Annotated in this window: 27 protein-coding genes and 5 pseudogenes; 7 read left to right on the forward strand and 25 right to left on the reverse strand. The window is 31.2% G+C overall.

What is annotated here, in order from left to right:
• Window positions 1–940: 940 nt before the first annotated feature.
• The 7 genes from ACWV26_RS11510 to ACWV26_RS11540 form a co-directional block, all read right to left on the reverse strand.
• A complete protein-coding gene (locus ACWV26_RS11510; RefSeq protein ID WP_455894890.1) occupies window positions 941–1,138 on the reverse strand; it encodes a hypothetical protein in 198 nt (65 codons plus the stop codon).
• 450 nt (window positions 1,139–1,588) lie between these two features.
• Entirely contained in the window at window positions 1,589–2,086 is a 498-nt protein-coding gene (locus ACWV26_RS11515) for a hypothetical protein (RefSeq protein WP_455894891.1), read from the reverse strand.
• Window positions 2,087–2,208: 122 nt separating this feature from the next.
• Complete coding sequence (locus tag ACWV26_RS11520; RefSeq protein WP_455894892.1) at window positions 2,209–2,628, reverse strand: hypothetical protein; 420 nt, start codon at window positions 2,626–2,628, stop codon at window positions 2,209–2,211.
• 168 nt (window positions 2,629–2,796) lie between these two features.
• Window positions 2,797–3,138, reverse strand: a complete 342-nt coding sequence (locus ACWV26_RS11525; RefSeq protein WP_455894893.1) for a hypothetical protein — start codon at window positions 3,136–3,138, stop codon at window positions 2,797–2,799.
• 228 nt (window positions 3,139–3,366) lie between these two features.
• Window positions 3,367–3,804 carry an N-acetyltransferase family protein gene (locus tag ACWV26_RS11530; protein ID WP_455894894.1) on the reverse strand — a complete coding sequence of 146 codons (438 nt, stop codon included), beginning with the start codon at window positions 3,802–3,804 and terminating at the stop codon, window positions 3,367–3,369.
• A 230-nt stretch (window positions 3,805–4,034) separates the two neighbouring features.
• Entirely contained in the window at window positions 4,035–4,406 is a 372-nt protein-coding gene (locus tag ACWV26_RS11535) for a hypothetical protein (protein ID WP_455894895.1), read from the reverse strand.
• Between the two features lie 646 nt (window positions 4,407–5,052).
• Window positions 5,053–6,084, reverse strand: a complete 1,032-nt coding sequence (locus tag ACWV26_RS11540) for a S66 family peptidase (protein ID WP_455894896.1) — start codon at window positions 6,082–6,084, stop codon at window positions 5,053–5,055.
• 220 nt (window positions 6,085–6,304) lie between these two features.
• Here ACWV26_RS11540 and ACWV26_RS11545 point away from each other — a divergent pair, with 220 nt between their 5' ends.
• On the forward strand, window positions 6,305–6,688 hold the full coding sequence (locus ACWV26_RS11545; protein ID WP_455894897.1) for a VOC family protein: 384 nt from the start codon (window positions 6,305–6,307) through the stop codon (window positions 6,686–6,688).
• Window positions 6,689–6,861: 173 nt separating this feature from the next.
• Here the strand turns inward: ACWV26_RS11545 and ACWV26_RS11550 are convergent, their stop codons facing one another.
• From ACWV26_RS11550 to ACWV26_RS11595, 10 genes and pseudogenes are all read right to left on the reverse strand, one after another.
• Complete coding sequence (locus ACWV26_RS11550) at window positions 6,862–7,191, reverse strand: GrpB family protein (protein ID WP_455894898.1); 330 nt, start codon at window positions 7,189–7,191, stop codon at window positions 6,862–6,864.
• 5 nt (window positions 7,192–7,196) lie between these two features.
• Window positions 7,197–7,382, reverse strand: a complete 186-nt coding sequence (locus ACWV26_RS11555) for a GrpB family protein (RefSeq protein ID WP_455894899.1) — start codon at window positions 7,380–7,382, stop codon at window positions 7,197–7,199.
• A gap of 141 nt (window positions 7,383–7,523) precedes the next feature.
• Window positions 7,524–7,991, reverse strand: coding sequence for a GNAT family N-acetyltransferase (locus tag ACWV26_RS11560; protein ID WP_455894900.1), 468 nt, complete (start codon window positions 7,989–7,991; stop codon window positions 7,524–7,526).
• Between the two features lie 237 nt (window positions 7,992–8,228).
• Window positions 8,229–9,041, reverse strand: a complete 813-nt coding sequence (locus tag ACWV26_RS11565) for a class I SAM-dependent methyltransferase (RefSeq protein WP_455894901.1) — start codon at window positions 9,039–9,041, stop codon at window positions 8,229–8,231.
• 148 nt (window positions 9,042–9,189) lie between these two features.
• Complete coding sequence (locus ACWV26_RS11570; RefSeq protein WP_455894902.1) at window positions 9,190–9,420, reverse strand: DinB family protein; 231 nt, start codon at window positions 9,418–9,420, stop codon at window positions 9,190–9,192.
• A 224-nt stretch (window positions 9,421–9,644) separates the two neighbouring features.
• The gene (locus ACWV26_RS11575; RefSeq protein WP_455894903.1) at window positions 9,645–10,193 is read right to left on the reverse strand and encodes a GNAT family N-acetyltransferase; all 549 of its coding nucleotides are present in this window, start codon (window positions 10,191–10,193) and stop codon (window positions 9,645–9,647) included.
• Window positions 10,194–10,414: 221 nt separating this feature from the next.
• Window positions 10,415–10,651, reverse strand: a pseudogene (locus ACWV26_RS11580) (GNAT family N-acetyltransferase); the annotation flags it as partial.
• A 343-nt stretch (window positions 10,652–10,994) separates the two neighbouring features.
• The gene (locus tag ACWV26_RS11585; RefSeq protein ID WP_455894904.1) at window positions 10,995–11,969 is read right to left on the reverse strand and encodes a TIR domain-containing protein; all 975 of its coding nucleotides are present in this window, start codon (window positions 11,967–11,969) and stop codon (window positions 10,995–10,997) included.
• Between the two features lie 15 nt (window positions 11,970–11,984).
• Window positions 11,985–14,387, reverse strand: a complete 2,403-nt coding sequence (locus tag ACWV26_RS11590) for a sacsin N-terminal ATP-binding-like domain-containing protein (protein WP_455894905.1) — start codon at window positions 14,385–14,387, stop codon at window positions 11,985–11,987.
• Between the two features lie 346 nt (window positions 14,388–14,733).
• On the reverse strand, window positions 14,734–14,985 hold the full coding sequence (locus ACWV26_RS11595) for a hypothetical protein (RefSeq protein WP_455894906.1): 252 nt from the start codon (window positions 14,983–14,985) through the stop codon (window positions 14,734–14,736).
• A 174-nt stretch (window positions 14,986–15,159) separates the two neighbouring features.
• On the opposite strand from ACWV26_RS11595, the gene ACWV26_RS11600 reads away from it, so the two are divergent.
• On the forward strand, window positions 15,160–15,408 hold the full coding sequence (locus tag ACWV26_RS11600) for a hypothetical protein (protein ID WP_455894907.1): 249 nt from the start codon (window positions 15,160–15,162) through the stop codon (window positions 15,406–15,408).
• A 193-nt stretch (window positions 15,409–15,601) separates the two neighbouring features.
• The gene (locus ACWV26_RS11605; RefSeq protein ID WP_455894908.1) at window positions 15,602–15,760 is read left to right on the forward strand and encodes a hypothetical protein; all 159 of its coding nucleotides are present in this window, start codon (window positions 15,602–15,604) and stop codon (window positions 15,758–15,760) included.
• 481 nt (window positions 15,761–16,241) lie between these two features.
• On the opposite strand, the gene ACWV26_RS11610 is transcribed toward ACWV26_RS11605, so the two are convergent.
• From ACWV26_RS11610 to ACWV26_RS11630, 5 genes and pseudogenes are all read right to left on the reverse strand, one after another.
• On the reverse strand, window positions 16,242–16,391 hold the full coding sequence (locus tag ACWV26_RS11610; protein ID WP_455894909.1) for a hypothetical protein: 150 nt from the start codon (window positions 16,389–16,391) through the stop codon (window positions 16,242–16,244).
• A complete protein-coding gene (locus tag ACWV26_RS11615; RefSeq protein WP_455894910.1) occupies window positions 16,388–17,044 on the reverse strand; it encodes a hypothetical protein in 657 nt (218 codons plus the stop codon). Before ACWV26_RS11615 ends, ACWV26_RS11610 begins: the two co-directional genes overlap by 4 nt.
• A gap of 145 nt (window positions 17,045–17,189) precedes the next feature.
• On the reverse strand, window positions 17,190–17,687 hold the full coding sequence (locus ACWV26_RS11620) for a GrpB family protein (protein WP_455894911.1): 498 nt from the start codon (window positions 17,685–17,687) through the stop codon (window positions 17,190–17,192).
• An 895-nt stretch (window positions 17,688–18,582) separates the two neighbouring features.
• On the reverse strand, window positions 18,583–18,834 hold the full coding sequence (locus ACWV26_RS11625; protein ID WP_455894912.1) for a hypothetical protein: 252 nt from the start codon (window positions 18,832–18,834) through the stop codon (window positions 18,583–18,585).
• Between the two features lie 282 nt (window positions 18,835–19,116).
• Window positions 19,117–19,176: pseudogene (locus ACWV26_RS11630) on the reverse strand (hypothetical protein); the annotation flags it as partial.
• A 287-nt stretch (window positions 19,177–19,463) separates the two neighbouring features.
• Between ACWV26_RS11630 and ACWV26_RS11635 the strand changes: the two are divergent.
• Window positions 19,464–19,592 (forward strand): annotated as a pseudogene (locus tag ACWV26_RS11635) (YmaF family protein); the annotation flags it as partial.
• Window positions 19,591–21,327 (forward strand): GMC family oxidoreductase, encoded by a 1,737-nt coding sequence (locus ACWV26_RS11640; protein WP_455894913.1) that lies wholly within the window; start codon window positions 19,591–19,593, stop codon window positions 21,325–21,327. The pseudogene ACWV26_RS11635 and the gene ACWV26_RS11640, both read left to right, overlap by 2 nt.
• Before the next feature lie 595 nt (window positions 21,328–21,922).
• On the opposite strand, the pseudogene ACWV26_RS11645 reads toward ACWV26_RS11640, so the two are convergent.
• Window positions 21,923–22,057: pseudogene (locus ACWV26_RS11645) on the reverse strand (sporulation protein); the annotation flags it as partial.
• A gap of 97 nt (window positions 22,058–22,154) precedes the next feature.
• Window positions 22,155–22,418 (reverse strand): annotated as a pseudogene (locus ACWV26_RS11650) (MerR family transcriptional regulator); the annotation flags it as partial.
• A gap of 428 nt (window positions 22,419–22,846) precedes the next feature.
• Here ACWV26_RS11650 and ACWV26_RS11655 point away from each other — a divergent pair.
• Window positions 22,847–22,975: a YjcZ family sporulation protein gene (locus ACWV26_RS11655; protein ID WP_455894914.1), complete on the forward strand. Its 129-nt coding sequence runs from the start codon at window positions 22,847–22,849 to the stop codon at window positions 22,973–22,975.
• Window positions 22,976–23,176: 201 nt separating this feature from the next.
• On the opposite strand, the gene ACWV26_RS11660 is transcribed toward ACWV26_RS11655, so the two are convergent.
• Window positions 23,177–23,377 (reverse strand): hypothetical protein, encoded by a 201-nt coding sequence (locus ACWV26_RS11660; RefSeq protein WP_455894915.1) that lies wholly within the window; start codon window positions 23,375–23,377, stop codon window positions 23,177–23,179.
• A gap of 531 nt (window positions 23,378–23,908) precedes the next feature.
• On the opposite strand from ACWV26_RS11660, the gene ACWV26_RS11665 reads away from it, so the two are divergent.
• Window positions 23,909–24,301 (forward strand): YmaF family protein, encoded by a 393-nt coding sequence (locus ACWV26_RS11665; protein ID WP_455894916.1) that lies wholly within the window; start codon window positions 23,909–23,911, stop codon window positions 24,299–24,301.
• Window positions 24,302–24,464: the final 163 nt, after the last annotated feature.

Raw genomic sequence — 24,464 nt, forward strand, 5'->3', positions numbered from 1 at the left:
TTTCCATTTATTAGCAATTCACGCAATAACAAAAAAACATAATAAATGGGGATATCTTATGAAAAAAGTTTAATTCCAGCAGCATTATCATTGTCATTGCTCTCATATTTTTTTGTACTATAAACAATAATAAGAAAATGAAATGAATACAAAAATTTGCATATTACTGTTTTTTGTTTATAATAAAAGTAGAACTTTAACACATATTAAAAAAGATTCTAAGTGCTGTAACACAACGACTCTAACAGCATAACCCGCGAAATAAAGCGGTCTTTGTGAAAAAATTTATGGCATAAAAGATCACCCTAAATCTTCCGACAGAGATTTTGAACGGGTGGTCTTTTATTTTTTATTGATTTTGTCTATTAGTACGATCATGAGGTTAATTAAGGCTACCATGAATAGGCCTGTATTTATAGAGATAAGTATTTCAGACATACGGCTCACCTCCTGCTCTCACAGGAGATTAGACCGCTCCACCCGCTTTGATTGTTGATACATAGAAAAGTCTTTTTCAATAACCAAAAGGCTGTAAAATTATTAGTATTATTTAAAATAAAATAAAAAGCATAAAACTTATAACAATATTATACTATCCGTATCTTTTATTTTGCTACGGGATTAATTGGGGCATAATGATATTAAAACAACCTCTCTTTATACGAATATGGCAAATAAAGATAGTGAAAAAATCTTAAGTAAAATGGATCAACATCGAAACAAACAGTAAATAACCGTAAAAAGGAAGCATCTAATAGTTATATCTAAAATTGTTATGTATTAAACAACTGAATATAATGTCACACATTTTATTCTGAAAAAGAGAGGATAGATGAACAGCTGAAACGCCTGTATTCAACTATCCTTTTTGTATAAGAAATGAACTCATTTACCACAACAACAAAGTTTTTTGCATGTTCAACTAAAGCACCATTCACCCTTACATCAATTTCGATATGACTATGGTAAGTAGAATAATTATAAAAAACACAACTATTATATAGCCGATATACCTGATACCTTTAGGCTGTTGTTTTAAATGCCATCTCTTATTATTAGCTGGAAAGCCCATTGCTTTGTTATCTGATTGTAAAGGATTGAAAATTTCATCTTCACTATTTTCCTCTTTCTCCTTCATATAACTCTCCCCTCTTAAATTTTATTCAATAAAATATTTTACTCTTTGGTAATAATTTCTCTAGCTGTTCAACAATATGCCCCTTTAGCTAAAGAAGGCACGATTCCTTTTTAAGAATTGCGCCCGATTGTTGAAGATTGATTGACATAGGTACGTTAGAGAGTAACGGTTTATAGATATCTTCCTTAGTATCTTTGCAAATGATTCTTTGTTACTTTTAACCATTTACTTAGGCATATTTCGGATCCAAAATATTGTTGTAAATAAGCCAATTACAGCTAACACTATTATTGCTCCCGATTATTGAAAAATTAATAATACTTCTAATAGGAGTACCGTCAGGAAAATGCCAATCTACAACGTTTAGGAAATTTCAATATTAAAAAGCCTAATTTCTCAATTTAACGCGATGAAATTAGGCTTTTTTCATTACTCAATTAAAGCGTCCGATCATTTAACTTCTAGGACAAAAGCATAAAAGGCATCACCATGAGATAAATTTCTATCTTCCTCGTCCATCCACCAGACACCATAGGCATAAATATAAGTACCTTTTTCATTAGGGGCTATAAACTGATTATTATTTACCTCAATTTCCATTTCATTCTCATTTTTTATCTGTGTAAGATGAACTTCGTTGGGCTTCGGTTTGTAATTCATTTTCAATTTGATTTTCTCACCAGCCTGTACTTGTATAGGCTCTTTACCTTTTAGTAATTCTACTGGACCAGCAGTATCAGCACATTCGGCTTTTCCATTAGATTTAGGTCCCCAACAATATGAACCCAGTTTAGTTTCATATGTTTCTCTGTCAATCTCTATCTTTACTTTTGGAGGCTTGTTTCCGGTTAATACTCCATTTCCATCTGTATTTTTGGTAAGTATGCCATTACAACCACTTAATATAAAAACAAACAATAAAACAGCCGTGACTGTAAATTTCCTCATTGATTTCCCTCCTTTTTATAAAAAGTATTTCTTCAGCAAAATGGCCCTTTAATGAAAATAAGCGCAGATCCATTACTCTAGAAATGCGCCCGATTGTGGAATATCGAAAATATATTATCACCTTATCTATTTTTAGATTTTATAAACTGTATTTGATACTCCTTTTGTTCAATAAATTTCTGTTTTTGTTCATCAGTCACGTATTTTTTATCTTGTTGAAGAAAGGCAGCATCTATTATAGTCATATCTGTATAATTTATAGATTCCATTGTATTTTTAAGATAAATTTTCCACCTTAGGTTGAAATCAATATTTTTTTCATGATCAGCATAAAAAGTATTATTAATATAAAGTTCTTCATCAAGGCTTAAATATAGTTCAGCAATAATATCCAATAATAAGAAGATTCTTGTATTATTATCTCTTAAAGCTTTTGAGTCCTCAATGTTATCTAATAGATGTAAAGTTCTGTTTCTATTAAACTCCTTTTTCACACCTTCTTCTGAAGCATTAAACCTTAGATAAAATACTTTTCTAATCATAAAATCAAAATATTTAATTTGATTACTAATCCACTTTTGGATATTGATATTAGAATTACGTTCATTATTTTTTTCGTTTAAATACTTGACTAGGTTTTTTTCAAAAATATATACGCTAAAGTCACCTTTTTTATTTATTGATTCAATCTCATTAGACTTCTCATTAGATCATTTTCTTAATATTGCTTCTACAACCGGCACTAAACTCAAATAGGAACAAATGTAATTTCCTATCATCAAATCATAGGTTGCACTTTCAATTATTTTCATGAAGTCATTAAATATTTTTGTTGGCTTAAATCTATATTCAATCTGAAAGGCTCTTTGCCATGGATTTTTTACCATCCTTAATATTTCTCCATCTAACCCTCCCCAAGCTGGATCTGGATTTTCTAAGCTAGCTAACAATTCTTGTATCCTCTTGCCTGAAACACAAGGGTAAGGAGGAATAGTGAGCAATTTTTCATTTAGATGTTTATCTACTTTCTCATAAGTTTCCCATAAGTTCATGAAATCACCTCAAAATAATTATGCCATACTTGTATACGCTAAAATATAATCCCTAAAAATTACTTATTTAGGATGCAATAATCATTTATTAACTCCGAAAATATATTGTTTCATAAAATGGCCCTTTAATGAAAACGAGCGCTGATCCTTATTACAGAATCGCGCCCGATTGTTGAAGATCATTTAATTAATCTTATTAAAGATTAGCTCCTGGTTAAAGTGAGTTTCTTATAACTTCAAGCTCATAGTAACTGTCCTTATATCAAATCCAAATTTTTCGTACAGTTTAATTGCTTGATTCTCTACAAATGCACTTAGACGGATTTCTGAGTATCCATCTTGTTTTAAATGTTCAATACCTGCTTTCATTAATTGTTTGGAAATCCCATTTCCCCTAAATTTATCTAAAACAAATAGTTCGTAAATAAATCCATTTATTACATCAGTAAATTGGTCCTTGTTTGGTCCTAAAAGAATCCACCCCATCAATTTATCACCTTCTGTTGCTATTAAATAATAGCCTCCTTTTTCCAAAAGTGGTTTAACAAGTTGGTTGATTTTTTCTTTTGTAGGTTCTACTTCACCCAATGTGCCATCAAAAACAGCTTGTGGTGAAAACGTTAATACTTTTCTTAGTTCAAAATCGTTTGGTTTTTTAATGTCCATTAATTAATTCATTCCTTTAACTACTATATATTTTCCCATAGTAAACCAACTTTTTAAGTGCCATGTATTTTAAATTCCGCCTTAACTAAGTGGCCCTTAAACTAAAGAAGGCACAATCCCTTATCAAGAATTGCGCCCGATTGTTGAAGATCGAAGGGTTTAAAAGAGCTTAAAAATTGATCTTTAGTTATTTTGTTAACGCAACCCATCAGTTGAAAAAATATTATAATTCACTTACCGTTTTCTAAGAAAAAGGTTTCTTCATTTTTATCATTCCACTTAATTGCAACCTTTATTGTGGCATCTTTATGAGTTACAGCGCACCCTGAACAAGAAGTTGGTATTTTAACAGTCGCTCCTTTATGATCCTCCTCTCTGTGATGGGTTATTCCGTCATTAATAATAATCTCTAGGTTCTTAAATGCGGTAACGTTTGTGGCATCTTTAAAACTAAAAGTATATTCGCCATTTTCTCTTGAACCATCGACGTTTGTAGCGTATTTTCCTTTCCAATTATTACTTTCTCCAGAAAAAGTGATAAATTCGTTTCCACAGCCAACTAAAAAAAAGGCAAAAACAATTACAGTTAAAAATTTTTTCATTTAAACCTCCATCGAAAACTGGCGTATAATAAAATCTTATTCAACATCTTTTGTAATTAATCCTTCTTCAACAATATGGCCCGATTGTGGAATAAAAGCTAAAAACATTCTTCAACTAGTCCGCCCCTTTAGTTGAGGAAAGCACGAAAAAGGATACCTATAAATGTTAATTTAGCAAAAGTAGTGTTAAATAAACTTTCCTTTCCAATAGGATACAACAAAAAAACGCCATAACCCCTTTAGTACCAATGGTTTTAGGCGTTTTGTGAATTTTGATTTAGTATAGTTAATATGCTGCTACGGGATCAATTGGGGCATAATGATATTAAAACAACATCCCTTTATACGAATATGGCAAATAAAGATAGTGAAAAAATCTTAAGTAAAATGGATCAACATCGAAACAAACAGTAAAAAGGAAGCATCTAATAGTTATATTATCTAAAATTGTTATGTATTAAACAACTGAATATAATATCACACATTTCATTCTGAAAAAAAGGATAGATGAACAGCTGAAACGCCTGTATTCATCTATCCTTTTTGTATAACAAATGAACTCATTTACCACAACAACAAAGTTTTTTGTATGTTCAACCAACGCGCCCGATTGTGGAATAAGTATTATCGATATTCCTTTTTAAATTCATTTAACTCCACTTTCTAAAATTGTGAACGTCCTTTTTTCACAATTGATTTCTGCCAATACACCATATGGCAAAATGAATTTAGGTTCGGTATGACCAAAATTCAAGTTATAAAGAATTGGCAAATCCTCCAAATGAAATTCCTTCATTACTTTTAGAATTTCCTCTTTATATTCCCCGTAATACTCCTCATCTTGCGGCTTACCAAAGATGATACCATTTGCTTTTTGTAGAATGCCTTGTGCAGCATAATTTCGTAACCAATACTTAATAAGCTTTGGTTCTGGTTTTTCTTCGGATGTTTCAAAGAAAAGGATGCTATTCTCCCAGTATTTTTTCTCGGGCCAAAGTTCTGTTCCTTTTGCAAACTCTAGTACTTCGATGCAACCACCAATCAAATGTCCTTGTACAACACCTTTGCCTTGAAGTACCTCATAACCTGAATTCTTCAGCATTGTCCGTCGTCGATTCTTATTCTCTTCTATCCATTCTAAACGCTCACTCGTCCATTGATTAGCCGATGGAACTTCACCGATAATATCATTTGAAAAAAACGTTCGGTTTACCATTTCTATCGTATATGGATCCATCTCCACGTTTTCAGCAAAATCGGTTAAAATTGTTGGACCATAAAAAGAAGAAATTCCGGCTTTATGGCAAAATAAATGTGAAATGGTCACATCTGAGTAACCCATTAAAATTTTTGGGTTTTCACGAATAACATCAAAATCAATATAGGGAAGTAAGCGAATACTATCTTCTCCACCAATATTTGCAATAATTCCTTTTATACTCTCATCCTTAAATGCGGTCATCAAATCTTCAGCACGAGCCTGTGGATTATTATAAAGATATTCTTCCCCTTTCAAACTATTCGGCATGGCGATAACCTTCAGTCCAAAAATTTCTTCTAATCTCTTTACACCTTGTTCATATCGCCATCTAAGTCCTGGTTCACCTGCTCCTCCCCAAGAAGGACTTACTGTTGCAACACAATCTCCCGGCTGCAATTTCTTTGGCTTAATTAACACATTAACGCCCCCTTATTTCACTCGATTTTTTATGTATGGATTTTAATTTCTATATAATCATCAAATTACCTGCTGTTATTCAAGAATTACGCCCGATTGTTGAATAAGATACTGAACAATACCTTCGCACTGCGATATAAACATTTACAACAATATTTAAAGGGATCTCCTCTTTTATGTTGAATTTATAAAATAAATCCCATATAAAGGTGGAATGTTTATGAATTCAATTTCTTCTCCTATCGCTTGCAAAGTAAATAATGTTTTTATTCATGTAAGTAACCTAGCAAAATCATGTGAATGGTACAGTGACTTACTTGGACTACCATTTAATAAGGATAATGTTGAATCACCTGTATACAACATTCCCGTTACTTCTGAAACTGGACTGACATTGGACGACCACACATTTGATCCAGAGTTTAAACTAAGCCCCTCTAACCATGTTTTATTTAATTTTTTTGTTACGGATATCGACGAAGCATATGAATTTGTTAAAAGCAAAGGGATTAAAATTGTTAGAGAAATCGAGCGTATTGGCGATCTTGCCTATTTCAACTTTCAAGATTTAGATGGAAATGTATTAATGATTTGTAATTGTTAATTGTACTGAGCAATGATTAGATTCATATTTCATTGCTCTTTTTCTTAGTTCGCAATTTCCTTCAAATAAGCAATAACATTTTCATGATAACTAAAAAACACTATTCCTTGTACTAGAATAGTGCTCGATTATTGAAGATTGTTTTCCAACTAAAGCCCTCTTTAGTGAAAAAATCATTTCTGTTCATTTTCCTTTTTGGCCTTTTGTAATACATTCTGGATAAATGGAGCTTTAATTGTTGTATAGGAAGCTCTATCAAAACGAAACTTTTCTGCCAAATTAATCTTTAATTTTTGATATTTTTTTAGAACATCAGGATTCACTCTTAAATAATTTCTGAACAAAATTTGATTGTTCCAATGTTCTCCTTCATATTGATAAAAATGTATATGATGAGTCCCAGATCCCCATTGTCCCTTTCTAAAGAAACGCCTTTGAGGAAATTCTTTATGATATACAAATTCATACCCAATTTGTTTTAAAGGCTCAATGAATTCACTCACAATTTCTAATAATTTACTCCAATAGCGATATCTAAAATTGGTTTTGCACATAAACCTTCAACAGATGTACTTCCTATATGTTCAATTGATATATATTTGTCAGTTAATATTTCCTTTAGTTTTTCTTTTTCTTCATCAAATTGTTTGGACCAATTCGGGTTATAATCTTCGATTGTTATTTCCTTTTTCATACTTTGTCTCTCCAACTATTATTTCTAATGTTCAATAGAATTTCCCTTATATTTCAAGTGTTCGATTATTGCTCTCTTTAGCTCAATTGCAATATGTCACATAACAACTTACCTAATTATTTACTCTAACACCGCTAAAAATTATAAATGATAACTCATTATAATAAGTTCACCTTTTTTCCCTATTTTCCGAACACCTTCATCTACAAATCCACATTTTTTATATAGTCCCTGTGCAGCTTCATTTTTACGATTTACAGCTAATACAATTTCATTTATATTGCTAAATTTCTCTTTAACAAACTCTGGTAAAATCTTTAATGCCTTTTTCGCATAGCCCCTTCCCTGTTGACGGGAATCGGTTGAAAATGCTCTCAATAATATTGAATTATTATTGTCAGAGTATGGTTTTACCCCTTCATTTTTATGTAAAACGAAAAAAGTTACAAGTTTATCTTCTTCTATCGCCAAAATTGAATAACGATCAGAATCTTCGTCTGATAATTTTATACAATCATTGGGATGTCCAGTAAAGCGAAGTTGTTCCTCAGTTAATCCATAATATTCGACTGCATTTTTAAATCTATCGTCGTAAAAATTGAGTTGCATTTTAGTCTCCCCTTCAAGAACATTACTTCAAATCTTTATATAATTTTAAGATATTTATCCAAATGATATTTGAATTTATATAGTCCTTTAATGTAAAAAGCGCAGTTCCATTACACTGGAAATGCGCCTGATTCTAGAAAATCGTTGTTTAACTAATGCACTCCTATAGTTCAAGAAATTCTATTTCTTTAATTGCATAAATGATGACGGGTTGATTAAGAAAAAAACAATTTCTTATTATCCAATTTTTCTACCAATATAAAGTAAGTGTGATGATATTCCATGGATATAAGGGTCCGCTGCTTTTTCTATAAGTAAACTTATTATTTTACCAACTTCTTGTTCTCCTTTTTCTCTCCAATAATTCCAGTTTTCCTTCGTTAAAATTGCTCCTACATTTGAACTTATTAATTCTAAACTCTCAAATCCGAATGATTCCATAAATGGTTTGATTTCTTCAATATTAATATAATATGCTTCTGTAAACCGACCTTCATCGGCATGATTAAAGACACCTGATTTATCAAACTGATTGATCATATCAATACTATCGTTAGGTTTCCACGATTCAGGGGAGATAAGTGATGTAAGAATGTGCCTAATTCTGGGCATAAAGGCAACAAAAACAATTCCATCATTTTTTGTCACTCTATATAATTCTTTTACTGCTTTAATACGGTCATTTTCTTCCTGTAAATGATACATTGGACCAAGCATTAATGATCCATCGAACTGTTCATCCTTTATGTTATTAAGTTCTCTAGCATCAGAAACATAAAATCCATTAAAATGCTCTTCTAAATTCAGTTCTTGTGCCTTATTTTCTGCAATTCCAACTAAGTTTGGTGTTAAATCAGTTAATGTTACAGTGTAACCTTCTTTAGCCAATTCCATTGAATACTTCCCCGGTCCTGCACCATTATCCAATATATATCCTGTTTTTGGTAAATGCTTTTTTATATAATGCCAATTTACTTGGAATTCAATAGGTTCTCTATCCAGTCGTCCCCACTCATCAAATTTACTGTAATAATTAATAATGTTACTCACAAAAACACCTACATTCTATTAATTTAATTAATAGTTCTGTGAAATAGAATGAAATTCCTCTTTCAACTAATTTTTCTTCCTCCACAATCTGGCACTTAAATGAAAAATGAGCACTATCCTTATCAAGGATAGCGCCCGTTAATGAATATCATACTTGATTTTCAATTACTTCTTTGGTAAATAAGGGTGTTGATGTTTCTGAAAGTACAAAGGAACCTAACCAAGCATGATAGCAGCCTGCAGCATGAACTAAAGAATCTCTTATACTTTGAGAACCAAATTCAAACTTTTTAGTAAAGTCACCTTCATTTAATTCTCTACATTGGTCTAATAAAATCTGACGTGTATGTTTTACCCATTCATATTCTAGCTTTTCCATAGCATCATCCAACCCCTTTGAATATAAGTTAAATTTTTCCTTTTAATATACACCAACTTACACTATAATTCCATCTAATTTGTTTTTTAGCTCTTCAACAATCTGGCCCTATTGCTGAAAAAGGCACAATTCCTTTTCAAGAATTGCGCCCGATTGTTGAATTAGCACATTATGACTTTAATCGGTTAGATTTGCTTAAAATGATTATGATTCTTATTATTAGATCAGTAATTATGATACTTCTCAAAATCAGATAAAATTAAACTGTAAGAATATGAGTCATAAAAAACATCATCGACACAAGTCCAATGAATTAAGATACCTTCTTTGTTAAAATTAAACTTTTCTAATAACTTACATGAAGGCTCATTTTCTAAAAATACAAAAGCTGAAATTCTTTCTAACCTCCATTTTTTAAATACATCTTCGAGAAAAAGCTTTAACATTTCTGAAGCAAGACCTTTTCTCTGATGTTCTTTTGCCACAATATAATCGATCTCAACCCGTCTATTTCTTGCATCATATCTTTTTAAAGTGATTATACCAACAAAGACATCTGTATCTTTTAAGTACGCTGAATATCTTACTCCTAATCCTTCATCTTTCATACTTATATTTTGTAATATAATTTCTAATGCTTCTTGTTTGTTACTTATTGGCGTTCTTCCGAAATATCTCATAATTTCTGTATCTGAATATAGTGTAAAAATTCCATCAATATCCTTTTCGGATACTTCTTCTAATTTTATTCTTTCAGTCATTATTTGCGACATAGTTACCCTCCCTGACATTGGTAATATTTAACTTATATTATAACATTAGTTGTGAGTTTAAATATAACCCTTCAAATCTTTATTAACGGAAAACCTGTTCAACAATCTCGCCCTTTACATGAAGAAAGACGCTTTCCTTATTTCAGAAAAGCGCCCGTTTGCGGAAGATCGTTCAAGGGCCTTATTAAAGCACCCGTTATCCTAACAAGCTATTTTGTGTTTTAACAGACCTTTTTATAAAATATAAGGGTTGCGTTATCGTTTAATTTCTTGCTAATCCCTGTCTTGCTATAACCCATTTTTTCGTATAAATAACAATTGCGTTCTTCCTCTAATATTGTAGCTAATTCCCACGTAGTTGCTTGTGGGAACATACCTTCAATTAAATTTATAACCTTCTGAGCTATCCCCTTTCCTTGGTGAGTAGGTAAAATAAACATTGGACTAATCCAAAACTTTACGTCTTCTCTCCTCCTTTAAGGTTAATTTATCGACTGGTTTGCTTTTACTCATAATTACTATCTCCTTTATTGCCCATATAACGGATAAATTCCGTACGGTAACATAAAAAACCTTCTTCAAGTAGGGGTACGTTAGCTTATGTTGCATTCTATTAAAGTTCTATTAAAAGCATTTTGCAAACGTTGATTTTATTATAGAAAAAACCCACACATTTTGAACAAAGATTGATCAAAATGCGTGGGTTTGATTTTTATGTGGAGTTTGGTTTTATAAAAAAGATTGATTAAAATATCAATTTTCCACTATGTATATAGCATTAAATGAATTCAAAGCAATCATTTAGTTAACACTTTGGTTAATTTCTTTTATAAAAGCAGTATAGTCAGATGCTTTTAGGTCACTTAAATTAGTATTGTTCCAATCACTTATATCAGATAAAAATTCACTGACGTTATTTGAGATACTCTTTATTCTTTTTAACTCCTGTAAAGGTTCAATCTTATTTGTATCTTGAGTTATTTTCCGAATCATTTCCGAGTATGCCTTTTCTTTCTCTTCCCAATAAGATATATATCCTATCCTTTGCTCAAAAGAATATATATTAGCTGCAATTGTAGTCGGTATCTCTGAAAGTGAAGGTAAAAATTCTTTATCAGAATCTTTTAGTATTACCAATAACATTTTCTCTTTATATTCACGCGAACGCATAACTTCAGATATCTCATACATACAATTTACTGATTTTAAATATTGGTCACTAATAATACTAATAACAAAATCTTGTTTCCCAATAGTTTTCATGAAATCTTTAATACTATCTTTAAACTTAATGTTTCGAACATCTCTAGTCAAAGTATACCCCATAATTTTGAAATCATTATCAATTAAATCAGCAAACGCTACATCATTCCAACAATATGAAATAAATATCTTCTGATTCTTCATCTGTTCAGCCACTCCACTATTACCAATTTTATAAATCGTTTTATTTACTGTTACAAATTCCTCTGCTTTATTAATAGAAATATAATATAACTTAATGCCTTTTAAAGTAAAGTACTCACTTTTAATATCTATAATACCCTCTATCAAATTTTGAACTCTCTCCAAATCAAATCTAAAGGGAAAATTCTTTATTTCTAATCTTTTACCATCATCTCGTATTCCAAAGACTATATCTCCACCGTTACTGTTCGAGTATGCAACAATTAATTTTGCTATTTCTTCATGACTCGCAATTGGGTGTATATATGTTGTATTCTGTCTATTGTTTGTACTTATTTTGTTTTCAATGTCTTTAATTGTTCTAAACACTAAAAATTACCTCTCTTATAACTTAGTCAATGGAATTTTAGATATACCTGTTGTTTTAAGCAAATCACCTAAAGTAACCATTCGTTGTACTTCTCCATCATCCGTCCACAATTGATAGTTGACATCATCTAAAGCCTCTAATTCTTCATCATAATAAAATATTATTTTTTGATAATCACTTGGACGAATAACGATTCTAAAATCATTTCCGTTATACTTAGCTGGAAATACCGTATCAGAATACTTTTCATTCATCCATTCTTCTAAAGTTGCTGGAAGTGTATAATCTTTAAGTCTGCTTAAATATTTAAAAATATTTTCTGTACTTCTTTGTAGTAATTTCTCAACATAGCGTTTCATTTCTTCGGATGAGGTAATAACATGTTTTAATTGATCGATAATATCTTCTTTACTCAGTTCAGAGTTAGTTATAATCTCCATTATTTTATCTCGATTATTAATAATTTCATCTAATTCTTCATACTTAATATTGTTTTCTTCTATTTTCTCGGCTATTTTATATCTTCTTAGATTTTCTTCTGGGGAAGACAGCATCATTCTCTTCGGATATAAATTTTCAAACCACTCTTTTGATTTTTCAGGATTCGATAGGAACCAATTTGTTAATCTATTAAATACTCTTTGAGTAGATTCTTCTCTTTCTGTCCTATCCACAGTTTCCTTACCTAGAATTTCTGATACTTTAGACTCAATTTGATCAGAGCATATTTCATTATTCTTAATTTTTTTTGGGTGTTCTTTAAAATAGTTTTCAAATGAGTTAATTTCTTGATGTAATAACTGCCCTTTAATATTCCCACCCAATAATGTTAAAATCTGTTTTAGTTCATCATCTATATTTTTATCGGAGTAAATCTTATCAAATTTCACAAAATTATTATTTTGATTCGGTATAAATACTGATTCTACAACTTTCTCAAGACCTTCATCCTTAATCCAGAGAGCATAAAAAGCATTCAACCAATCTAAAAATAGGGTTGTATCTTTCAAAAAAGCGACTAATTTATCAATATTTGAATCTTTTAAATAAGTATCGTTTATCCAAGAAAATCGAACATTACCTTCAAACACCGCATCCCAACCTTTATAAGTATCTTTAGTTGGTATCGGAAACGTTTTTAAATTTGATAAAATATCCCAAAATAAGTCTTGATGAATCTTTTCCTCTGTTGATGGTATGCCTATTACCACTTGTCCATCACTATTTTTAAATGCCAATCGCTTTGAACCTTCCATATGATTATGAATAGGAATGATTGCACTCTTATCAATATATTCTTTGATCTCTCTGTAACTATTATCTTGAATAATTGATGAAGTTGATTTTTTTAAAATACATATATTAAATTCATTTCTTGTCATTGCACTTTTTGAACAATAATCTATTAATTCCTTGTATAAAGAGAGAGCTACTTGTATTAATTCGTTATTTAAATGATTGCTATCTCTAATAGCATTTCTATCTCTTTCTACGTCAAATAAATTTGAATTAACGACTATAGGAAAACTAAATTCTTCAGTTCCTAATAGAGGAAATTCACAGAAAACTTTTGGCATAGTTTTGGAAATTGGTAAGAAATATAACTTATCGTCTTTACGCTCAATAGCACAACCAATCGTTACAGTATTTTCATTTAATATTAGCAACTCTTTATTTCTATCAGAAGCGTTAATTTGAACAACTTTTAGCTTGTCATTTTTACTTGAAGTTTTTTCATTTCCCTTCTTGTAACAATTACCATTGTATGTAATAGAGTTGATATTCTCATTAAAAGTTAATACATAAGGTATAGTCTCTTTTAAATCTCCTATCCCTTCCTCTACTGCTTCTCTTATGTCATCATCCTCTATTGAATAAATGAATTTTGTATCCTCATACTTTTCTTGTAATTCCTCTTGGTTTCTGCTTATAAGATCTAATTGCTCTAACATAGTTTTAGTTTTGTTCTTAATATCGCTATATTCATTTCCTGATCTATCAACAGTGAACTCTAATTTTGTATACTTACTATCTTTTTGAATAAACGACCCTTCAATTTGTACAATCTCTGATAATAAATGAGTTGACATAAAGCCAGTTCCAAATTTGCCTGTTTTCTTTTCTTCTGAACTTTGCTTAGAGGAGATTTGTGTGATTAAATCTAATAAATTTTCATACGAAAATGGCAGTCCATTATGACTAAATATAATTTGATTATTAGAGTAATCAATTTTTATATCTATTTTCTTATCTTTCGGTGTACAGTCTGATGCATTTTGAATCAGTTCCCATACCCATCTACGTCTAATAGTCTTTTTTTCTATTTCTGAAGACTCTCTTATCTTTTTCAATTCATCCCAAATTGTATTAGAACTCGCATCTAAAACTTTATTTAATAAAACCTCTTCATTAGACATAGTTATAATCAATCCTCTTTTTCTCTGTTATATCTTCACAATTCCTTCTATATTTTAACATAAATATCCAATTTAATTTAAAGCCTTATGCAAGAATATGGCCAAATTGTTGAATAATGCTAAAGACGATTCTTCAACTAGTCTGCCCCTTTAGTTGAAGAAAGAGTGAAAAAGGCTACCTTTGAATGTTACTTTAGCAGAAGTAGTGTTAAATAAACTTTCAGTGTCATCACAAAAGAAACGAAAAGAGCCTAACCCCTTGAAATACATGAGTTTAGGCGCATTATCTTTAATTAAAAATATCAAGTTAACGTGTTGCTACGGGATCAACTGGGCCATAATGATATTAAAACAACATCCCTTTATACGAATATGGCAAATAAGGATAGTGAAAAAATCTTAAATAAGATGGATCAACATGCCGTTTATGTAAAACAAATTCATCCCAAGGTTTAAAATGTCCAATTATTTCTGCCACTGTCCATTTACCATATTCAATTTGAGTTCTCCATTCCTTTTCACTCAAAGCGTTCAATGACTTTACAAACTCTATTGAATCTAATTGATGCTTAATAATTTCTTCTTTAAACTTATTCACCAAATCACCTCGCTTTTTATGTCCCTTATATGAAATAAGCGCGTTCATACCTCATTTTCCTAACACAATTAATCAGTAATTGCAGCATTGTTACATTATCCAAAAGATATAGTTTTCTTTAGTGCTATGAATAGATTAAAATTAATAAGTAATACATAATTAGGAGTAGCTAAAATGTGGACAAATGTTGTTTTTACGATATTCTCAATAATGGGATTATCTCTTATGTGGTTTGCTATATTTGGAAAGAAAAAAGATTTTAATAATCTTTATACAGGTGGTTCTTCAAGTTTAATTGAACTGATATTATCCCTTACCTATCACCTTTCTCCATTATTAATAAAAAGAATTCTCACATTTCTAATGGGGTTATTTAGTGCGCTATTATTTATGATGCTTTTATATTTTTATAATTTTGGATAGTGATAATGTAATTTAATGGGGGCTATGTAGTGCCTTTTTATTTTTGCTTCAAATAAAATTTTTTACAAATCCTTTTTACACTTTCAGATTAATACCATAGAACCTATGTGTAATTAAAAAAAGCAAGTAAAAAGGAGATTTTTTATTATGGCAAGTAGAATATAATTTTTTAAATGACGAAAGATTTTTTAAAATGGAAAAGTATTTTTTAATTGAAGAAATTCATCAAAAAAAGTTAGAAAAGTTATTAAAAGAAAATCCTATGTATAAAGATTGGATTTTAAAAGATACAATTACATTTAAGTATGAACTTGATGATAAAGAACATACAGTTTCACATATGAAGCTTTGATTGCTTCAAATATACTACCAGCTTTTGATGATTGTATGCCTTATTTTAAAGGATTCCTACAAACATTTAAGCGTTTAGACATTATTGTTTCAATGCAAAATTTAGTTTCTAAAGAATATATTGAAAGTCAAATAGATGATGATTATCGTTATGATAATTAAATTCACCCTGATTTCTAATCATTAACTCAATTTTATATCTAAAGCACTCATTAATTTGAGTGTTTTTTATTTCCACAAAAAACATACGTTCTAGCGTTCTATATACAGGTTTTAAAAATCATTTTAACCTGTTTGTCATACTGAATCTAGAAACCTTAGAAAGGCTATAAATAGGGCATAGATAAAAATGTCTGTGTTATTGACGTTTCTATTTTTCGAATCGCTAATTCCGCCTCATTAAATGGTAGTTTTAACGGGTGATTTCTTTAAAAAAGACGCTAGTAATTATACTAGAGCCTTTCATTTGATAACTACTTATCTTATCTTCTTTTACCATTAATTTTATTGCCATTTGCTAATTTCTTCTCATCATCATATGAGAAACCATCTTGAATCCATCTTATTTCAGATTCTTTTGGTGGTTGTGGTGGCTTGTCTTGATCTTTTTCATTATTAGAATTGAATTTCACTTATCATCACCTCCCTGATTAATGTTCAATAATCTTACTTGAAAGTCCTTGTTATTAATAAAAATATTATTTTCATTACTTTTTACTTGTGTATGATTTGTTTCTTTCTCAATAATTTCTACTTTAATATTATCATCTGTATCCTTTAGCCCTGTAAATATAAAGAAAAAACTTCCGCCTAAAAAAATCGCTGTTATACAAATCATCTTTATTGATTCTATTAATTTTTTTGTTTTATTTTCATTATATATAATGTTATTATCAGTACTTTCAGAAATTTGTTCTGAAATATATTCTTCAATTATTTCATCAGTCAAATTCGGTTCTTTATTTTTATAATAAGCCGATAAGTCATTATAGTACTTAAAGTATCCCGTACTTTTGCCAAAATAACCAAAGTTTCTTCCTTTGAAACATAAATAGATCACTATTCCAGACCAAATTATAAATATAAATGTTGCAATTAGCATAATATTTATTATCGTAGTAAATGAGTCACTAACTTTTAAGTCTAACGATTTATTCAAGCAGTATACAAAACCAGATAATAATATAATCCAAATACTTAAATGGTGCTGTGCCCTACTTTCTAAAGCGTTTTTTCTTTCTATTTCTTTATAGTATCTATCTTGAAGAAATGAAAACATATCCATTATGTACTACAACCCCACTTAATAAAAAATCTTTTTTAATATTGATTCTTTATCTAATTCTACCATAATTACCCTTGCCATTTTAAAATAATATAGTTGCTTTCAACATCATTTTTATTTAACCTTATTATAGAAAGCACCTTATTTAAATATTTTTATATTCTGGAGAAGCCATCACTTTTTCGAAGAACTTATTCTTGGCTTCTCTGTAATCTGCCATTTCCATGCCTTCGTATTTCCTCTTTAAATTATCATATTCCTTTCGGTAATTATCATTCATTAGTAAGACATCGCGAAACTTCCAAAAGAAATCAAAATCCGAATTTATGACAGTTAATTGTACACCTACTGGAGGAACAGTCGAATCATCCTTAAAGGCTCTAAAGGTTTCAGTTTTCACACTGCCCTCATTTGATTCATATAACTTTGCAAGTTCTTTAACTGCATTAGGAAAAATGTTCACATTAACCCTCACTTGAATATCTAAATCTCCTTTTGTAATACTGTTTGGAATAGCTGTACTTCCCACATGCTGCACATCAGCTTCAGGTAGTAGCTTTTCAATTAATGCTTTGTGTTTAAAAAAAGTTTTCTCTGCTTTTTCGTAAAGTGACTTATTATTTAAGAAATTGACTCTTTCCAACGTTATTCCCCTTTCTGCTTCTTCAACTTACCTGTCCATTGGCATAAGAACATATTTTCACAATGTTTCGTAAATTTTAACACAAATATCAGATTTTCTATTAAGGTGTTTCTCCATTATATGGCTCGATTGTAGAATAAGAGCTAAGGACGGTTCTTCAACTAGTCAGCCCTTTTAATTGAAGAAAGAATGAAAAAGCCTATCTTTGAATGTCGCTTTAGCAAGAGTAGTGTTAAATAAACTTTCCTTTCCAATAGGATACAACAAAAAAACGCCATAAACCCTTTAGTACCAATGGTTTTAGACGTTTTATAAATTTTGATTTAGTATAGTTAACATTTTGCTACGGGATCAACTGGGCCATAACGATATTAAAACGACTTCCATTTATACTAATATGGCTAATAAGGATAGTGAAAAAATCTTAAATATGATTGATCAACATCGGATTAAATATTGAAGAATCTATGTGAGCATAACGATTATAATTCTTGTTAATTTGCGAGGATTAACCTAAGTGTATAAGAAATCACTTGGTGACTGCTTCTTTTGTCTTTTCTAATTTAAGTATTCCCTTCTAATTCTAAAAATATGTTTCCAACTTCAAAATTACACTAAAAGAAAAGCCTCTTGTTTCTTTGGAATAAAGTTTGATCAAAAATTTCTCACAAACTAGCATTTTACTATAAATAAAAAGACTCCATTTAAAAAAAGATTGATCAAAATGGAGTCTTTTGATTGATTTTTATAAAAAAGATTAATCATTTTCTCCCAATGTTGTTAAATAGCAATCGCGACCGATGGATTGATTTATTCAAGATGTTTTTTATGAAATTACTTTAATAAAGCATATACCTTATTAATAATGTATTTTTCATCCTTACGGTGCTACTTATTACTGTTCGTCTGAATTCGGGGTTAGTGTGAAGCTGCGACCAGTAAATAAACTAAAAAGAGCAATTATTAAAGCTATACGAATTACCATTCTTACTCTTCTACCTCTTCTTCTAGTTAACAAAATGATGCTATCACTTCCGACATATTCAAGTGTCCCTGTAAATGTCCCATCACTTGTGATAACTTCTACCTCATTACCCACAATCTCAGAAGCAAAGTGTTTAAATTCTTTACTGTTTTTACTGTTCATCTAATACATCAACTCCTCTCAATATATTAAATGAATTCTTCTTATATAAGTTTAGACATTTGTAGGAGAAACCAAAAATATTTAAAGTCGATTTTCAAACGGGAAAACGGCGTTTTGTTTATTTGCAGACTTATTTTCGGTTTATGAAGCCCGTTTGTTCAATAAGAGCTAAAGACGATTCTTCAACTAGTCCGTCCCTTTAGTTGAAGAATGAATGAAATAGGCTACCTTTGTATGTTTCATTAGCAGTTTAATAGGTTTTAAATTAGTAATAATCCTTCTTCATAAAGCTAACACCCCAACAATAATTATTTGAATAAACAGTACAACAATTAAAGTAAATTCATTCTTGTTATCTCTACGCTCATAACCATAACCACAGTAGCTGCTTTTAAATAGTGTACTTAATTTTTTATTTCATTCTAGTCGTTTTTGTTTAAAAGACCGTTTCTAAATAAACTCGCCCTTTATGAAATAACTTAATATGATCTTTATGTGTGAACATGTCAGTAATCATCTATATGCATAGTTATGTTCTCTAATTTTTTTCTTATCTTTTTATTCATAAATCCCCCACCTTATTAATAAGGTGGAACGTAATAATCAATTTAAAAGGAGGCTCAAATTTTATGTTTGAGACACAAACTCATGTACATGAATTCGAAGCAAGTACCAAATTAGCTGAAGAAGGAGAAGATAGACATAACCATCGTTTCGCAGGGGTTACCTCTGAAGTTATTCCTAGGGGTGACAGTCATGGTTGAGGCAAAACAAAAAACACAAAATCTCTATGATTATATAATCATTGGTGCAGGAACTGCCGGGGGTGTTGTCGCGAAAGAACTATCAGATGATTTTGAGACTTCTGTACTCACACTTGAGCCAGGGACTAACATGAGAGATGAGTTAAGCAGTGCTTCCAATGCAGGCTCAGGCCTATTAGCTACTGATAACAGACATTCCTTTAATATCATGTCTACAATAGAACCGAATATAAATAGTCAGCTGCGGATTTCAAGTGGCCGAGCAATTGGGGGAAGCTCTGAACATAATGCCATGTATGCAGTTAGAGGAAGTAGTGAACTTTATGATCAATGGGGAAAACTCGTTGGACCTCAATGGAATTATGATCATATTAGTCCTTTATTCAAAAAGAACGAAACGTATACAGGTGCAACACAAGATGAAGATCAACGAGGAAGAAAAGGACCCATACATGTTAGACAACAAATTATTCCCGAACGCAAAAATGGACTAACGAAAATATTGGCACGGGCAACTTCGGCAGTATTAAATATCCCAATTGTTGAAGATTATAATACAGGCGTAAAAGACTGTACATTTTATAAATCACAGGCTATGAACAAAAAGGTGAAAGGAAAATTTGTTCGATCATCAACAGCAACTGGATATTTAGGTAATGATGTTGTTACACCAGGAAATGAGTACCAGTCTGATGAATTTGGGGTTGGTGGAAGACAGCTAACCATTTTCACAAAAACAACGGTCAATAAAATTCTCTTTAAACAAGTTAGAGAAGTTCAGGTAGCTGTAGGTGTTGAGTATGTCAAAAATGGAATCACGGAAAAAGCTTATGCAAACAAAGGAATTATCCTTTCTGCCGGAAATTTTTCTTCTGTCATCCTTCAACGTTCTGGTATTGGAAGATCTAGTGATCTAGAAAGAATTGGTGTATCAACATTGATAGAGAGTCCAAATGTTGGACATAACTTCCAAGCGCAATTTACTGGTGGAGTCGGAGTTGAAGTAGAAACTAGTCGACTTCTAGAATTGATTCAGGCCGACCCTGACCTTCCATTTCCATTAGGTGCTCATAAAGGAGAAGGGAAAACCGGAGGCAGACGTTTACAAATTTATAGCAGCACAACCCCTTCTTTTCTTCCACAATCAGTTGTTTTCGAGAACAATTGGACATTTGATAGAAATAAAAAGACAAACATTATGAGTATTGGTCCTTTTGACAATAACCCGAGAAGCAGAGGAACGATTTTGGCTGCTCACAGCGACCCTGAAGCATATCCATCCGTTAATCTCAATCCGTTGCAAGATCCGAATGACTTAGAATTTATGATCGATCAGTATATTGAAATTTACAAAATTATGAAGAAAGCTCGAAGACAAGATCCTAACGGTATTTATAAGGTAGTATATCCTTCCGAAGATATCTTTGAAATAAGAAATAGATCGAAAAAAAGAGCAGAGCTTGCTAAATATGTTAGAGCAACGTATCGCAATATTTTTCATTTTGGCGGACAATGTAGGATGGCAAGAAGGATTAAAGACGGAGTGGTTGATGGGTATCTAAACGTTTTTGGGACTAAAAATCTGAAAGTTGCAGACCTTTCTATTTCTCCTATTTTGCCAGATGGTAATACTTCTCTCCCATCACAAATGATTGGTTTAAATTGCGCGCGGTTTATTAAAGAGGAAGCATCCAATTATAGTAAATCTGAGTTTGAAGAAAAATACTGATTGCATAAAAATAGAAGCATGAACATTTCTAGAGATATAAACAAAATATTAAAAAAATATTCAGCATGACTTATTGATTATTAAGGTCTATTCTCTCCTAATTGTTGGTCCTTACAAATTGTTCTAGACCTCTTCATAATATGACCTCTACTGACATTTGATGGTTCAGATACTTATCACTAAGTAAGGCATAAAGAGTACTTCATGTATCCATCAGACCTCCAGGGTAAGAGTGAAATCGTTCCTTCTACGTTCACGGTTCGGGACTGAAACCCTTGAGATTACACCCATGCATGGCGTTACTTAGAAAAGCCTAAATCATAGTGATTTAGGCTTCTATTTTATAGATTATTTCTTATGTTTCTCCATGACAGCGAAACTACCTACATTACTATTCGGCAATCCCCTTTATTTTTTACCAATACTCGTCACCGACATTATAAAAAATATCTCCGAAGTCCTTATCTTCCTCTCCATCCAGAGCTTCTTCCTCAAATCCTACTGCTTCTGTAATGTACTGTTTTAACAACTCAGTCACTTATGATTCATTGTTTAGCACGGATTGTTCCAAAAAGAATTCTCGTTTTTCTTCGATTTAATGGAATCTCTTCCGGCAATCTACCTCCATCCACACACGAACTCCAGATTCTTCGTAAGCAAAGCGAAACTCCACTTCGTTTACTTGTCCTGAAAAAAGTTGAGTTGGGAAGAAGGCGAATTCTTGTCCGAACTGATACGCTTTTACAGATGTATATTTCTCTCACAACCTTAGGTTCCCCAACACTTGGAAGATAAATTGTACTTGTTGCGGAGGCTCAATACTTAGATAGAACAGTAAAATCATATATGTCACGACACTTTGCTTCGTTATGATCGAAAACTCCTAGCAATTTATCAATTTCATTTAAGGTAAATCCCAATTCTTGCAGCCGTTTTATGAATTTCAATCGATCAACCGTTTGTAGGGAATACATTCGGTATCCATTTTCGGTACGATAAGGTTTTGGAATTAAACCTAAACGCTCATAATACCAAATGGTCTCCTTATTAACTTCACACCTTTCAGCCAGTTCCCCAATACGATATAGCATCTATCTAACCTCATATATAGTATAAACCCTGTACCATAGTACAGGGTCAAGGAAAGTATTACTTACTTTCGATCTTACTATCTTAAAAAACTACCATTTTTCAATAATCCTTATTCGGCAATTTGGCCCTTAAATGAAAACAGACGCATTTCATTGTGTTAGAGAATCGCGCTCGATTGTTGAATATAAAGAAGAGATGGGTCTCCCATCTCTTTATCCTGTTAATTATTATTTTCTTTATTAATAGCTTTTATTAAGTGTTCAATCTTTTCATTTTTTTGGTCTAGCTTTATTTTAGTATCCATAAATTTTACTACTTTAATTGCAAAATACTTCCTAATATAATTTTTATTATGATATCCGCACTTATACCTTTTAGGTAGAGTAGAAACTCATAAACTATTATTAACAAAGGAGGTGAATTTATTATGTCTAGCTATGTTGAGGGAAGTTACGATTCTGGTCGCAAAGAAAACAAAAACGAATTTGTTTTAATAGTTGTGCTGTTTATCCTATTAATTATTGTAGGAACAGCGTTCATGAAAGATCATTACTAACTTTAAACATTTCTAACTATCTTGATCCCCCACCTCAAGATATTTTAAAATAACACCTTACTTTCGGAAAATACTAGCCACTAACAGAAAATATATATAAAAAAAGCCCATGATTCTATGTTCATAGGCTTTTTTCGAATGCTTATCTTACCTTTGTATCAAATTCCAATTCTAATATTTTCACTTATTTAAGGTTCTTCCTTAGAAAATACGTCTTCTATTCCTTAACAAAAAAATAGATGCAATTAAAAAGAAGGGAAGGAAAACTCTTCTGTTGAATCGTGTGCGAAGGAACATTCCTCCTCGTGGTGGATCTACCCATTCTATTACGCCAAAGTGTACCCTTCCATGACAATCTCTTACTTCAACTTCCTCACCTTGATATCTATCTAAAGGATACATAATATCACCTCCTTTCTTAAGTAAATTCCATTTCGAAACTATTAGACGCTACTTCTCACTTTTAGTAATAATATATGATTAAAATTAGTGTTGAAATGGACAATAGTGTAGAGTTAAAGAGGTAAAAATATGTAGTATGAATACGATAACGTAGGTGGAAGTTACGATTATTAATCGTACAATATAGAGGACACTATTATCGTAGGAACGTAAAGATAATAAGATGAAATTTAACCTTCCATTTAAATTTAAAGTAAGTTACTCGACAATCTGGCCCTATTCATGAATAAAGACGCTTTCCTTATTTCAGAAAAGCGCCCTTTAATAGACTAACTAAATTTGACCTTATATAAAATAATTATTTTTTTAGTTAATTACAAACTTCGCAAATGAATTATTAATCAAGCATATCAAGTGATAAATCTAGAGGTGTGGAGTATTTTTACTACCTAACCTATTTATTGACATAAGTTAGAAGCATTTTTTCCTCCCATACATATAGTATTAAAAAGGCAAAAAGGAGTTGTACTTTTGGAAATCCCTATTTCTGGATTCATGTATCATTCGGATGATTCAGATCCAATGCATTCTCATCAGCTTTTTATTAATCAATGGGATGGGAGACCTGTCCCTACTCATGTTCACGAATTTAGAGGCGTCACTTCTTTTGAAATAGGACATAATCACAAATATGCCGGAACTACTGAACCAGCTCCAAGTGGTGTACCACACACTCATCGCTATTTTACCTTTACATCTGTCGATGATCAACATCGACATGAGATTCGTGGGGTTACTGGACCAGCAATCCCCCTATCTAACGGCGGTCATTATCATGAGTTTAGTGGCTTTACTACTGTAGACAGCGCTACTACCACTCCTCCCCATAGACACAGTTATAGCGGGAAAACAAGTTTTTCCTGACGCACAATTTAAATAAAATTTTAATTAAAAAACAACTAAAATCTTTTAATTTCAGTCCTAATCAAACTAACCCTTTGGGTATACAAGGGTTAAAACAAAGAACGCACAAATATTTTTTTATTTGTGCGTTCTATTATTTACTTTCCCTCTAATTTTTATAAGA

Source organism: Rummeliibacillus sp. JY-2-4R (assembly GCF_053847205.1).